At 41.0% G+C, this 14,134-nt stretch carries 11 protein-coding genes and 1 tRNA gene; 2 read left to right on the forward strand and 10 right to left on the reverse strand.

Annotated features, from left to right (window positions below):
- Positions 1–49 precede the first annotated feature (49 nt).
- Positions 50–682 carry an HAD family phosphatase gene (locus HMAT_RS13565; protein ID WP_199768622.1) on the reverse strand — a complete coding sequence of 211 codons (633 nt, stop codon included), beginning with the start codon at positions 680–682 and terminating at the stop codon, positions 50–52.
- 89 nt (positions 683–771) lie between these two features.
- Between HMAT_RS13565 and HMAT_RS13570 the strand changes: the two genes are divergently transcribed.
- Positions 772–845 (forward strand) — tRNA-Ile (locus HMAT_RS13570).
- Positions 846–1,020: 175 nt separating this feature from the next.
- Here the strand turns inward: HMAT_RS13570 and HMAT_RS13575 are convergent.
- The 7 genes from HMAT_RS13575 to HMAT_RS13605 form a co-directional block, all read right to left on the reverse strand.
- Positions 1,021–4,665 (reverse strand): M1 family aminopeptidase, encoded by a 3,645-nt coding sequence (locus tag HMAT_RS13575; RefSeq protein WP_104383201.1) that lies wholly within the window; start codon positions 4,663–4,665, stop codon positions 1,021–1,023.
- Positions 4,658–5,542: an ABC transporter ATP-binding protein gene (locus HMAT_RS13580; protein ID WP_104383202.1), complete on the reverse strand. Its 885-nt coding sequence runs from the start codon at positions 5,540–5,542 to the stop codon at positions 4,658–4,660. Before HMAT_RS13580 ends, HMAT_RS13575 begins: the two co-directional genes overlap by 8 nt.
- A gap of 186 nt (positions 5,543–5,728) precedes the next feature.
- Complete coding sequence (locus HMAT_RS13585; RefSeq protein ID WP_104383203.1) at positions 5,729–6,241, reverse strand: GNAT family N-acetyltransferase; 513 nt, start codon at positions 6,239–6,241, stop codon at positions 5,729–5,731.
- Between the two features lie 229 nt (positions 6,242–6,470).
- Positions 6,471–6,857, reverse strand: a complete 387-nt coding sequence (locus HMAT_RS13590) for a glyoxalase (RefSeq protein WP_104383204.1) — start codon at positions 6,855–6,857, stop codon at positions 6,471–6,473.
- A gap of 22 nt (positions 6,858–6,879) precedes the next feature.
- Positions 6,880–7,329, reverse strand: coding sequence for an SRPBCC family protein (locus tag HMAT_RS13595; protein ID WP_104383205.1), 450 nt, complete (start codon positions 7,327–7,329; stop codon positions 6,880–6,882).
- Between the two features lie 107 nt (positions 7,330–7,436).
- The gene (locus HMAT_RS13600; protein WP_104383206.1) at positions 7,437–7,856 is read right to left on the reverse strand and encodes a DoxX family protein; all 420 of its coding nucleotides are present in this window, start codon (positions 7,854–7,856) and stop codon (positions 7,437–7,439) included.
- Positions 7,857–7,876: 20 nt separating this feature from the next.
- Positions 7,877–8,299: an SRPBCC family protein gene (locus HMAT_RS13605; RefSeq protein ID WP_104383207.1), complete on the reverse strand. Its 423-nt coding sequence runs from the start codon at positions 8,297–8,299 to the stop codon at positions 7,877–7,879.
- A gap of 139 nt (positions 8,300–8,438) precedes the next feature.
- On the opposite strand from HMAT_RS13605, the gene HMAT_RS13610 reads away from it, so the two are divergent.
- Positions 8,439–9,407, forward strand: a complete 969-nt coding sequence (locus HMAT_RS13610; RefSeq protein WP_104383208.1) for a GlxA family transcriptional regulator — start codon at positions 8,439–8,441, stop codon at positions 9,405–9,407.
- A 114-nt stretch (positions 9,408–9,521) separates the two neighbouring features.
- Here HMAT_RS13610 and HMAT_RS13615 read toward each other — a convergent pair whose 3' ends face one another.
- Positions 9,522–11,279, reverse strand: a complete 1,758-nt coding sequence (locus HMAT_RS13615; RefSeq protein ID WP_104383209.1) for a DUF885 domain-containing protein — start codon at positions 11,277–11,279, stop codon at positions 9,522–9,524.
- Positions 11,280–11,371: 92 nt separating this feature from the next.
- On the reverse strand, positions 11,372–14,077 hold the full coding sequence (gene mgtA, locus HMAT_RS13620; RefSeq protein ID WP_199768623.1) for a magnesium-translocating P-type ATPase: 2,706 nt from the start codon (positions 14,075–14,077) through the stop codon (positions 11,372–11,374).
- Positions 14,078–14,134 lie beyond the last annotated feature (57 nt).

The raw sequence follows: 14,134 nt of genomic DNA on the forward strand, positions 1-14,134 counted from the left end.
TGGGACAAAGGTACAATATTTACATTGAATAAGAAAAGAAAAATAAATTTTATATTAATTCAAATTCCTCCAAGATCATTCTCAAAGGTTTCTCCTTGGTACACAATGCGGTATGCCAACCTAATTGCTTAGCCGTAGCCAAATGTTGCGGGCTATCATCAATAAACAACGTCTCCGCGGGATTTAACTCCTGCTCCGTCATGACCAATTCGAAAATAGCAGCATCTGGTTTACGCATGCCAACCAAATGTGAATAATAGGTTTTTTCAAAAAATCCTTCATTATCGGCAACAGCATATTTTTCATGAATATCATTCATACAGTACGCATAATGAATAGCATTATTATTGCTCAACAAAAACGTGCGATACTTTTCTTTCAGTTGCAATAATAACGAATGATGTCCCTCGGGAACACCAATCAATAAACTGTTCCATGCTCCATCAATTTGTGCGTCGGTCAAGGCAGGATTTTTAGTAATCGCACGAATCCCATCCCGGAATTGCGCAGCATTAATTTTTCCCTTGTCAAAATCATCAAAAAGTGCACTTTGACCATGATGCCCAAAAACTTCGTCAACATTTTCTATACCTAACTGAGTAAAAGCAACTTTCAACTTCATAAAGTCGATCATGAAGATTACATTCCCATAATCAAGAACAATATTTTTAATTTTTTCCATCGAATTATTTTGAAATACCAATACAAATATCGATAATTGCATCGTCAAAACGGCATAACCAATGCTAAAATTGACAAAACAAACGACCTGCTCCTATAGCTCAGTCGGTTAGAGTAGAAGACTCATAATCTTTTGGTCCCTGGTTCGAGCCCAGGTGGGAGCACAAAACGAAAAGTCGCTTTTCTGAATAAGAAAAGCGACTTTTTCTGTTTAATTCCCACTCTCCATCTATTAATCGCCAAATGTACCTCTTACCATCCACACAGGTTTACCATCTGTTATGGCCATTTTACAATTCGTTAGAACAATGCCCACGAGAACAACAAACCGGAACAACGCTAGATATCTTTTCTATTGTCATCTGAATCAATATCAATCAGTTTGTTGTACGGATCAACACCAACCTGCGTAGGTTTTTGATCCACAAGCAATGTCAATGTATTATTGATCTGATCAATACGATGTTTTTTCAGGTAAATTTCCTGTGGTTTCCCATTTTTCTTATCTGCGGATTTCGAAAAAACCCCAACCTCAATATAGTCACTCAGTGGCAAAGATTTCAATGTCACCCGATCTGATTTTTTAAATAATAACGGTTTGCTTCCTTGATCATTGTAACTCTTTTTCCCATTGGCGTCCACCCGATACTTAGCCACTTCAAATTGAATATCCACTTGATATTTTCCATTTTTCAGTTTTTTGGCACTCACCTTCTCCACTTTATTATTGTACAGGGTGATCGTTTCAAACATGTCTTTAATCAGATAACGCAGGGAGTCTGGCGTCGCTTTGCGAAAGTAATCCACAAATTCCAAAGATGTTGTATAGGGTGGATTTTGGAAGGCCGTACTTTCCAAATAAGCTTTTGCTGTATGGTTGAATACATCCTCTCCAAGGTAGTCACTCAGCGCGTACAATACCAATGAGCCTTTTTGATAATGGATATACATTTGATTCTCATTGTACATTAGCGGCTTTTCCCCTAATTTCTCCGCACTTCTTCCCTTTAGATAGCCATCCAGTGCGTCTTTGAGAAACTTACGCATCTGCCCCTTTCCATACCTCTTTTCCAGTACTTTCAAAGAGGAATATTCAGACATGCTTTCTGACATCAATGTAGCTCCCTGCGTATTGGCACCGACAACTTGATGTGCCCACCACTGGTGCGCTATTTCGTGCGCGGTCACAGCATAAGGATAATCCACCGCATCGTCTTCTTTCTCATCCACATCTGCAATAAAACCTATCGCCTCCGAAAAAGGAATGGTATTGGCAAAAGACTGCGCAAAAGTTCCCGCTGTTCGAGGAAATTCAACGATCCGAAGTTGTCGATGCTGATAAGGGCTATATTGGCTGGTATAATAAGCTAAAGACGCCTTGCTCGATGCCATCATTCGATCAAGATTGTACATATGCCCTTTGTGGTAATAGATTTCCAAATTAACACCATTCCATTGACCCTTTTTTATCTCATATCGAGCGGAATTAAATGCAAAGAAATTCAGGATCGCTGAATCCATTTTATACTGGTAATATTTTCTTCCGTTTTTCTCCCATTGTTTAGTCAGGTATCCCGGAGCAATGGCCAATTGATCCTTATCGGTACTTACTGTTGCCTCAAACCGAATCCAGTCTGCATCATTTGAAATATAATTGTTCTTTCGCGCGTTGGAGTCCGTGGGCGGAGCCATACGATCCCGGTAAGGTAGTCCATATTTTTTTCGGATATCATTATCCACCAACTCACCTCGATCCAAATAACCGATATTTGGAAACAGCATATTGTTAATGAAAGTTCCGTTACCTTTAACGGGAGACTTCTCGTTCACCCAAGTGTTTGCCGGACTAACCGTAGTAAAATTTAAGACAATTGAATCCCCAGGAGCCATTGGCTTAGTCAACTTATAGATATTGAAATTATAAATATCATCGGCCGATATCAGCTTATGAGGCACATCGAAAGAAAAGGTATAGTCATAGTCATTATAATTGACAAAAATGGAGTCTATGGCAACCGTAGTCTTATTCTTCAGCACATAAGAAGCTTGTGCTTTAAAGCTACGTATGGAAGGATAGATATCCATATTGAACTTGATGTCAACAACACGGGGCTGAGGTCGAAATTGATATTTTTTGTACTTCTTTTCCCACTCCACAGACTGCTTTTCATGATCAAGGCTTGTATAATAAGGGTTTTTAATATGGTTCTCATAATATATACCCGCTCCGATCCCTACAAAACCAATTAAACTCAGGATAAGGACTGTTATACTGGTTGGGCTTAAGTTTGTTTTTAATATTTCCCAACGTTCTTTCATCCCCGAAAATCCACCTCTACGCCAAAGCAAAAGCGCCATCGTAAGAAAAAACACCGCAAATAGCAGCCAATAGACACGATAAGTTAAAAAGGGTAAGATATAGCCAAAACCGTCCATATCCGAATAGTCGAGACCGGGTCCCTGGTTAAATTGATAAATCGCCTGCTCCACGCCCACCATCGATAAAAATGGCAATCCGATAAATAAGGTTAACAGAATAAAAAAACCAGCCAGATAATTTTTGAAGAGCGTGTGGACAAAGATGGCCACAAAGAGCCATACAATATTTGCCAACATACCATACACCATCAGGTGCATGATGTACTGCCCGATTTCGAAATGATAATAATGATGATAGACCTGAAATGCCATACAGGTGAGCATCACCACCACCAGCAAGGTCAGTTGCATTAAGATGATCGCGATTATTTTGGAGCCCATGAGCGCCCAGTTCGGAACGGGTGTCGCATCCAATAATCCGCCCATACGTGTAATGCTACCACGATGAACCAATAAACCACTGAAGAGAAAGGTCAGGATCAACAAAAAGAATTTAAAGGTCGTTCCCGGTATCAAAAGCATTTTCCAGGTAACAGGATATGTCGAGGTACCAAAAATTGCACCGATTGTACTAGCCATCAAGATGATAAACAGTACACCAACCAGGGTTAGAATCAAAAAAACTGGTTTTTTTACAATGTACCGATAGTCATATCGCGCCAGTGTCCAAGTCGTTTTCAGGTAGTGGACGATTGAAAAGTCGTAGCGCACTTTTGGTAGATTGAGACGAAAAACACTGTCAAAATTATTTTTTGTCAAGCGTTTTCCTTTCTTGCCCGTTTTTACTGAAATGGAATCCTGTGAAAAAGAAAATAACAAGTAAAATCCACCAATAAACAATGCTGCTACAGCAAGCCATATCAGACGATTATAGACAATTGCTCCCAGAAAAGGAAGATTGTTTGTGTTCTTTTCTTCAGGAGACCAATATTGCGTGTAGTAGGAAATGGCGCTATCACCAAAGGGATCTATCAATGCCCCGAGATAACGATTATCAGCGTTTGTTGTCAGATTTTGAACAAGTACCTGTACAATAATAAGCACCAGCACCGCAACAAAACCTACATATACATTACGGGTAAAAGTGACCGTTACAAAAATAATGGCGCTAAGGATAACCAGATTGGGGATAACCTGAATAAGATAGGTCTGGATGTAGGCTAAAACATGTACGGGACCCAACAAATCTGGATTAATTCCCGGAACGAATTGCGCAACAACAATACCTAAAGTCGATGCCAGTACGATAACGAGTACCACAGCTATCGATCCAAAAAACTTCCCCAGCAGATAGTCCGTTTTGGTAAACGGATAACTAAAGAGAATGGTATGGACATTATATTGAAAATCCCGATAAACACAGGCGCCCACAATAGAGGGAATTAAAAAATAGATAATGGAAGACATCCCGTTTATCATCTCATTAATAGCCCAAGGCGAATTTCTGATGGTATTGGATGAAGTCGTCGCCGTAACGCCATCAAATATTCCGAGTGAGGACAACATGATGAACAACGACAGGACAAAAAATAAAGCCATATAAATATAGACGGCAGCACTCTTAAACCAACGTGTAAACTCAAAATTAAAAATCGGACTAAACATGGCGTTGGTCAGTTTTTAGTGCGACAAAATAGACATCTTCCAGTTGCCCTTGCGCACTTACGAAGGATTCATCTGGCTGCACATCACTATAGACCCGAATATTAAGCGTATTATCCTGATTATAATTGGTTGAAATTACATTATACTTCTGTGTATACTCATCCAATTGATCGCGGCTAATGATTCGTACCCAGATCTTGCCTTCCAATTGTTCTATTGTTTCCTTTGGCGTGCCGCGCAATAGTATTTTACCACCATTGAGAATAGCAAGTTCATGGCATAATTCGCGCACATCATCCACAATATGTGTCGAAAAAATAACCGTATGATTGGTTCCGATCTCCCGCAATACGTTTAAAAAACGATGTCTTTCAGCCGGGTCCAGTCCTGCGGTAGGTTCGTCAACAATAATCAGCTTGGGATCGTTCAGCAATAACTGGGCAATGCCAAAGCGTTGTTTCATTCCCCCCGAATAGCCGCTCACACTCTTGTTTCGGACATCCCAAAGGTTGGTCACTTCAAGAACACGCTTGATGATCGCTTGTCGGTCAGCACTTGACTTAATCCCCTTGAGCTTCGCAAAATAGTGTAATAAATCCATCGCTGAAAGGTTCGGATAAACACCAAATTCCTGCGGTAAATAACCCAAAACTTTTCGCAGCTCCATTTGCTTTCCAAGGACATCAATATCACCAAAAGTAATACGGCCATGATCGGGCTTCTGAAGAGTGGCTATGGTGCGCATCAGGGATGATTTTCCTGCTCCATTTGGTCCGAGGAGACCAAACATACCCGGTTTTATTTCCAAGTTTACTTCGTCTAGCGCTTTTACACCATTTGGATAGGTTTTACTGAGACTTTCTATTGATAAATTCATAAATAAGTTTAACTGTTAATAATTCGTTAGTATAGCAAAACGACAATTTGTTACAACAATATAACAAAAGTTCACAAGAAAACAGGCAGATCTACCTATTTTTCAATGCAATATCAACTAAAAACAGTTATTACCCATACAGCTCACCGAGGTATGAAAACCGTATAGGCAGATTGGATCGGCCGCTCAGAGCTTTAACTCAAATAGACTTACCGTGGCCTTATCATAATGTGCGGGCAGACCAGATGTATCGCGAAGTTTCTTTAATCCCAGAAATTCGAAACCACATCTGGTGTAATGTTCAATAAGTCCTTTATTTTCCCCCACCGTATCCAGGCGAACAAACTTCTTATGATTTGCAATGGCATATTCAATCGCCCAATGCACAATATATCGAACGAGATTCTTACCTCTAAAATCGGGATTTGTGGCAATACGATGAATATAAACCGCCGAATCGTTATTTCTTTCTTCCCAGATATCAGGATCATCGAATGTCGTCGCCCAGACACAGGCAATATCCCCGCCGACAATCATTTTCCATTGCCTATGCTCTTTCAGTTCCTGCTCAATAAGCTTCCGGTCAAATTCAGGCCAAGAAATCATGGATTTTGCTTTTTGAAAATCTGTCGCAAACTTATAAAACTTAAAAATCGAATCAATATCGCCAAGTGTGCTATTCCGTATCTGTAGTTCCATTATTATCACTAAATTACTGTTATCAACTTTACTTGAAGCATACACAAAATTACACTTCTGCGAATAATAGTAATGGGTACAGATCTACGCTCTTGTGAGGTACCAGAAAAAGGAAGTCCGAAATGCCAGATTTTGTCATATGTCCCGTGAATTATAAGCATAGGATGATGCGTGATTTTATAATACGACTGATTTCGTCAACTTAACAAAAAATAAGATTTAAAAAAAGCTATTGAATCCCCAATATCCACCTTACGTCGAAAATATCTGTTACTTCTACCAGTTGGTCTGTCTCGTTATTCCCCAATATGGCTTGTCGTCCCGCTGTAAGTTTGATAGCAAGCCGGCCACGGTCAGCCACATTCGTACAAGGCAAAAATATCGAAAGATAGTTGCCAATTTTTCGTCCATCATCGTGTACCAGATCCGAACCATAAATGATCACGCTTGGGGAAATAAGAGAGGCGCTTACAATAGGTAGCTCTGAATACCCATTTATTTTTTTATCCAGTCTGTCAAAATCGAGGCTTCCGCCAAAACATGACTGATAAAACATAAGCGCCTTTCTACAATTCCCCGAAAATGTGATAAAAATCCCGCTTCTTAACCGTTCCATATCCTAAACAAATTCGATTAAGCTATGCGTCTGGTATGACGGGCTCTACAAGTTTTTTCATTTTTTCCAAAGATTCCTGCCATCCCAGGTAACACATTTCAGCTGGAATAACTTCAGGAATTCCTGTTTGCTCTATTTTAAGTTCTGTACCGCAGCTAACTGCACGCAGCGAGACTGTCGTTGTCATTTCTCCGGGTAAATTAGGATCATCAAAGCGGTCAACATATTTGATAAATTCATTGGGTATAATTTCCAAATATTCTCCACCAAAAGAATGACCATTGCCCGTACCAAAATTGATAAATGTCATCTTAAATTGACCGCCTACTTTAAAATCCATCTGTTGTACAGTACAGACAAAACCGTAAGGAGGTAACCATGTAGCATGCGCTACCGGATCCGCGAATGCACGGAAGACTTTTTCAGGACTCGCCTGAATAACCCGATGTAAAGAAACACTATTTGTTTTCATCTCGTTTGATTGTTTATAATGTAAATAGATAATACGATCTTTTTGTTCTTTCTAATAATTTTCAATAACCTATCCTTCCGACGGGAACACTCTGATAGGCCAAAATATTAGGATATCGCCGACGCGCCTGTATAGGTATGCTGCTGTGCGGCACGACCTGTACCAGCTATCTTTGACCGATAGACATAAGATAACATCAGGATACCCAATACAATAAGAGGCAATAGCATATAGGTTATATTTTTATCCACGCAAGTATGACTGATAAAGGCAAACACCAAACTGAATGTCAATCCTGCATAAGCCCATTCCTTTAATTTAGCCGGAAACTGTGGGATGGCAATGGCGATGACTCCGAGCACTTTACAGATAATAAGGGCATAGGCAAAATAATCCGGGTAACCTAAAGGTTTGGTTCCCGCATTCATATATTGCGGTGCAAATAGTAATGTGCCCAGTGGCATAGCGCCTTCCCAGATAACAATAAATATTGTCGCTATCCAGAAGATAATTTTATTCTTTTTCATGATCTGATATTTTAAGGTGATTAATTCGTTGATTCAACATGTTTTACAAAATTATTAAGGATTGACTGCCAGCCTTGCTTCTGAAATTCAGGATCATTCATCTGCTCCGCATCAAAAGTGGTACTCATAATTGTCTTGCCATCTTTTTCGGAAAACAGTGTGCTTACTGTCCGGCCGTCAGGCATGGTATAGGCGATTTCCTGATGCAACTCAACCTTATCATAAGTTCCTTCAAAATCAAACCCAAAACTGCCATCCTTTGCTTCCATCCGATTTTTAAAAGTCCCATTCACACGCAAGTCGTTTTGACTGCTCGGACAATGCCAACTTGGATCTGCAGCATTCCATTGCATAATATCTGCTGGTGCGTTCCATTGCTGCCAGACTTTGTCTACCGGTGCATTGATTGTGGCTGCCACCTTGATTTTTGTTTGTCTTTCCATGATTTCTTTTTCTTTGTCTATAATGATATAGCAAAGATGCAAAGGATTTTAAAGGCCGGCGTATTGTAAAACCGACAACTATAGGGGTGGATTACGACAAAAACAATTTGTACCTTTATCATATATAAACCAAAAAGATATGCAAATCTCTGTTTTTGTTCCCCAATACGGTACTATTGAAGGTATTACGCCAGCATTTAGAACCTTTCATACGGCCAATGAATTTCTATCGGCTTTTGGAAAAAAACCGATATTCAATGTTGAGTATGTGGGGCTTAGCGAATACGTGCCTGCCAATAGCGGCGAGTACACGATAAAAACAAATCGCTTACTACAAGATGTCGACCGCACCGATCTACTGATCATACCGCCGACTTTTGGGGATATTGAGACCGGAATAAGAGACAATGCCGATGCAATACCTTATTTTAGAAAACTTCATTTAAAAGGCACCCGTTTGGCCAGCTTATGCGTAGGAGCTTTTCTTCTGGCTGAAACGGGGCTGTTAAATGGAAAAAAATGCTCGACTCATTGGGCATATATCAGCGAATTCAAGGAAAAATACCCCGAAATAGAAATCGAAGACGGCGCCGTTATCACCGAAAACGACAATATTTACAGCAGCGGCGGTGCCGCCAGCCTTTGGAATTTAATTCTGTATCTCGTCGAAAAGTTTTCAGACCGTGAAACAGCAGTTATGATTGCTAAATATTTTGCGCTAGATATCAGCCGGGACAGTCAGTCCCAATTTGCAATATTCCGTGGACAGCGAAATCACGATGATGTGGATATCCAGAAAGCACAGGATTACATCGAACTGAAATATGAGGAAAAAATTACTGTTGAGGACCTTGCAAATTTTGTAAACATTGGCCGCAGGACTTTTGAACGCAGGTTTAAAGAAGCAACAAACAATACACCCGTAGAATATATCCAGCGTGTGCGCATAGAGGCTGCCAAGAAATTCTTTGAGGCCTCAAGGAAAAACGTCTCCCAGGTGATGTATGATGTCGGCTATACAGACACCAAAGCATTTCGGGATATTTTCAAAAAAATAACGGGCCTTACGCCCATAGAATATCGGAACAAATTTGCTAAAGTCGCCTAATGAAGAGATTCAACAGCAAAAATAGAACGGGATATGTCGTAGCTGTAGTGTAATAGCCATAAAAATAGAAAGCCACCTTGTATCAAAGTGGCTTTCTATTGAGATTTAGAACACCTATTTTTTCAGCATCATTTCCCGGATATATTTTACCGGCGAATTGCCAAAACTTAAAAATTTCTCATTGAAGGCTTTCAGCTTAAATTGGTCACCTTCCTCCTTTTTCACGGCCTCCCTTAAATCATAGATTTCTTTGTATCCCGTAAAATAAGACGTCAGCTGCACACTACTGACGGATACTCTTTTCCATTTCCCTGCAGCCTCTGCCTGTTGTTGAAATGCCTCGTCAACCAATAAATGCATCGCATCCTTTTCACTCATGTTCTTCACATGCACACTGTAGTCCAATATCGCGTTACATACAGTACGCAAATGCCATTTATACCACATCAGCCACATTTCAGGTGCATTGTCACCATAGCCATTTTCCAGCATCATCTGCTCGGTATAAACGGCCCATCCTTCGATCATCGCGCCATTCCCCAAAACACTCTTGATTAAGCTCGGAGACTGATTGGCATAGACCAACTGCGTATAATGCCCCGGAATAGCCTCGTGGATATTCAGAATCTGTAAAATATAGTGATTATATTCCCGCAGATAGCTTTCTGATGCTTCTTTGGTCCATCCTGCAAGACTACCGACATTATAGTATGTATTCCCACTTTTATCATAGGGACCCGGAGCACTGATCGAGGCGCCGGCCACACCGGCCATGTAGGCAGGTTCTTTCCGTACAACCAAAGGTTTGCTGTCGTCAATATATAAGAGATCCTTCTTCTTCACAAATTCCACCAGTTTTGGAATCTGTGCCTCAATAGCAGACTGAAAATCGGCCGCTTTGACGTGATTAACGGACAAGGTATCAATCATCTTGCGGATCATTACCAAACTATCTGTCGGCTGTACAGTCTTTCCAAAATACTTTGGCCATAGGCCCTTACTGATTTTATACATTTCAGCATGTAAATAATGCTTACGTGCCACAGCCGCATCGTAGATCTCTGCCGCGGTAGATCCTGACTGGATATCAAACTTAAACTTTTGATCGTATAATTCCTGACCCAACCTAAAACTTCGCGGTGATGGATTTGGATTGGTTTTCAAAAATGAGACAAATCCATTGATTGCCTTTACAGCCTGGTCGGCTTTCGCTTGAATAGCTTCTTTTTCAGCTGCCGGAAGACTGGATTTTTTTAAAGAATCACGTAGATCCGTTTCAAATACAGATAATCCGCCCAAATTTTGCTGTATGGCTAGATCTGTCAGTACTAAAGCTGGATTCTTGACCTGTCCTTTCGCGGCTTCATAATAGGCCGGAATTTTTGCCATACGCTGTTCAATAGCGTGAAGGCGGTCGTGCAGTGGAGCATAGTTCTCAGCCAGCATAAAGGCAATGGTTCCGCTTACATTATAGGCGGAGGGATTCCATTCGTAAGCCCGTTCCTTTTCGATTGACCATACATTGGATTCCAGATAATTCTGGATCAAATGGTAATCGGTCTGTTGCGAAAGGTTCAGCTCGTTCAGATCAAATTTTTTCAGTTGATCAAGCTGCTGTTTTGAAAATTCCAAACGCAATGCCCTGCTTTTAGCATCAGGAATTGTCAATAAAGAATCGTATCGGTGAAAACCTACTTGTGTGGCCCATTCTGGATTTTCTTTCCAAAGCTGCTCGATGAATCGATCTTCGTAAGCTTTAAAATTCGCATTGGAGGTGGTATCCGCAAGGGCTTTTTTGGTATTAGATCCCGACCCGCAGGATGCCAGGATTCCAAAACCCAGGATTGTGAACGTATATGTTATCAGTTTCATTAGAGTAATTTGATTAAAAATAACAATTGTTGTTGATTTTTAATCAAACCACTCCAAGGATTTTACAATTCACCTCGCTGCATCTTTCCGAGCTACAGCCAGCTATGAAATTTTCTGATAAACCAGTCCTTAGCAAATTGCGTCAATAGACAATAACCGACCAAAATACCCATCAGCCAAGGAAAATAAGATAAAGGTAATGGCTGTAATTTCAAAGCCGTAGCAAAAGGCGAAAATGGCAGTAAAATACCGACGAGCATAATCAGAGAGGTCAATGCGACCACCGGAGCTGCTGCCCAGCTTTGTATAAAAGGTATTTTACGGGTGCGGATCATATGGATAATTAAAGTCTGTGAAAGCAATCCTTCAACAAACCAGCCTGATTGAAAAAGTGTCTGCTGTTCGACCGTGTTTGCCTTAAAGATAAAATACATCAACGCAAATGTCGCGAAATCAAATATGGAACTGATCGGACCTATAAAAAGCATAAATTTCGATACACTCCCTGCATCCCATTTTTTGGGTTCTAAAATAAACTCCTCATCCATACTGTCCCATGGGATTGAGACCTGTGAAATATCATAGAGCAGATTCTGTATCAGCAAATGTACGGGCAACATGGGTAAAAAAGGAAGAAATGCGCTTGCACCGAGCATACTGAACATGTTACCAAAATTGCTGCTTGCTGTCATCTTGATATATTTAATGATGTTGCCAAAAGTCCGACGACCATAAATCACCCCCTTGCGCAGAACCATCAGATCCTTTTCCAATAAAATGATATCCGCACTTTCTTTGGTGATATCCACAGCGGTGTCCACACTGATGCCCACATCAGCCTCTTTAATTGCGGCAGCATCATTAATGCCATCGCCCATAAAACCTACAGTATGTCCCTTGGCACGTAGCGCTTTCACAACGCGTACTTTTTGCAGTGGGCTTAATTTTGCAAAAACAGAAACATCTGCGACACATTCATCCAACTCCTGATCGTTGATCTGATCCAGTTCACTACCATTGACAATCCGCTGAACGGGGATACCTACGTCGCCACAGATTTTACGTGTCACGATCTCATTGTCTCCCGTCAGTACTTTTACGGCTACCCCCAATCTATGCAAAGCTTCAATCGCCGGTGCTGCGGAAGGTTTAGCGGGATCCAAAAATCCAATAAACCCAGTTAGCGTCAATTTCGCTTCATCCGCAATAGCATAGGTCAACGGATGTGATCCCTCAAATTCCCGAATGGCAACCAATAGAACACGCAAGCCTTCCTCGTTCATCTTTTTGGATGTATTCAACACAATTTTCCGCATGGTATCATCCATCGGGACAGTACGGTCATTTTCTATATGCAGGCTACGATCATCGCCAGGGTCAAATGCATGCGTACATAATTCCAGCATCTCCTCAACCGCCCCTTTACAGATTAAAAGATGTTTACCGTTATGCTTTTTGAGAATGACAGACATTCTTCGTCGTTGAAAATCAAAGGGTATCTCGTCTACTTTCAGGTATTGATCTTCCACTTTTAGATAATCGTGTAGTTCGACATGCTCCAGTACAGCCTTATCCATTAAATTTTTTAAGCCTGTCTGATGAAAACTATTGAGGTAGGCCCATTTGAGTACCTCGTCATCTTCCACACCATAGACATTCAGGTGCTTTTCCATCACGATCTTGTCCAAAGTTAGCGTACCTGTTTTATCCGTACAGAGAATGTCCATCGCACCGATATTCTGGATTGAATTCAAGCGTTTGACGATAACTTTACGCTTACTCATATTAACCGCTCCTTTGGCTAGATTTGCTGTCACAATCATGGGTAGCATCTCAGGTGTGAGCCCTACGGCCACAGCAATCGCAAATAACAACGCTTCGGTCCAATTCCCTTTCATCAGGCCGTTGATCAAAAAGATCAATGGAACCATCACCAACATAAAGCGAATAAGTAGAAAACTCACCTTGTTTATCCCTTTGTCAAAACTTGTTTCAGGCCGCTCGCCTGTAATGGATTTACTGATACTCCCGAAATAAGTATAGTTGCCTGTGGTTACAATAACAGCTGTCGCCGAGCCACTAACAACATTGGTTCCCATAAAACAAATATTGCTCAGCTCTATGGCCTGTTTTTCCTTTGCATCGCGGATAGGCAGGTAATTTTTCTCGACAGGAAGCGCCTCCCCGGTCAACATGCTTTCGCTCACAAAAAGATCCTTGCTCAATATCACCCGACAGTCCGATGGGACCATATCGCCGGCAGAGAGATAAACAATATCCCCCGGTACAAGTTCAGCAATTGGGATTTCCTGCTTTCCGCTAAATTTTCGCAATACAGTAGCCGTTGTTTTGACCATACTTTTAAGCTTTTCAGCGGCCGCATTGCTCCGGTATTCCTGTACGAAACGTAAAAGAGCACTGATCAACACCATAATGGAGACCACAATAACAGTTTTGTAATCCTTATCATCGGGCGCTGCTAGCCAGACATCCAGGGCAAAGGAGACTGCAGCGATAACAAGCAGTATATAGATAAAGGGGTTAGCAAATGATTTTATTAGCTGGATATACCATTTCGGGGCTTTCTGATGTTGTATTTCATTCAATCCAAATTTCTGACGGCGCTCATTGGCCATATCTTCCGTAATCCCGCCGTCACTACTTTCCAACATAGCACAAGCCATTTTTTCATCCTGACTCGCGATCTCCTGCAATTTGGTAATCGTCCCTACATTCATCCCATTTGAACCGATCATGCTATGCAGTGGGTTTCTTATTTTGTCTCTAACGTTGATCATAACCCTACAATTTGTTTAATTTATATGCGATATCACTTATCTTCTCATCGAGTGTTG

Source organism: Sphingobacterium sp. HMA12, assembly GCF_002933815.1.
Taxonomy (GTDB): domain Bacteria; phylum Bacteroidota; class Bacteroidia; order Sphingobacteriales; family Sphingobacteriaceae; genus Sphingobacterium.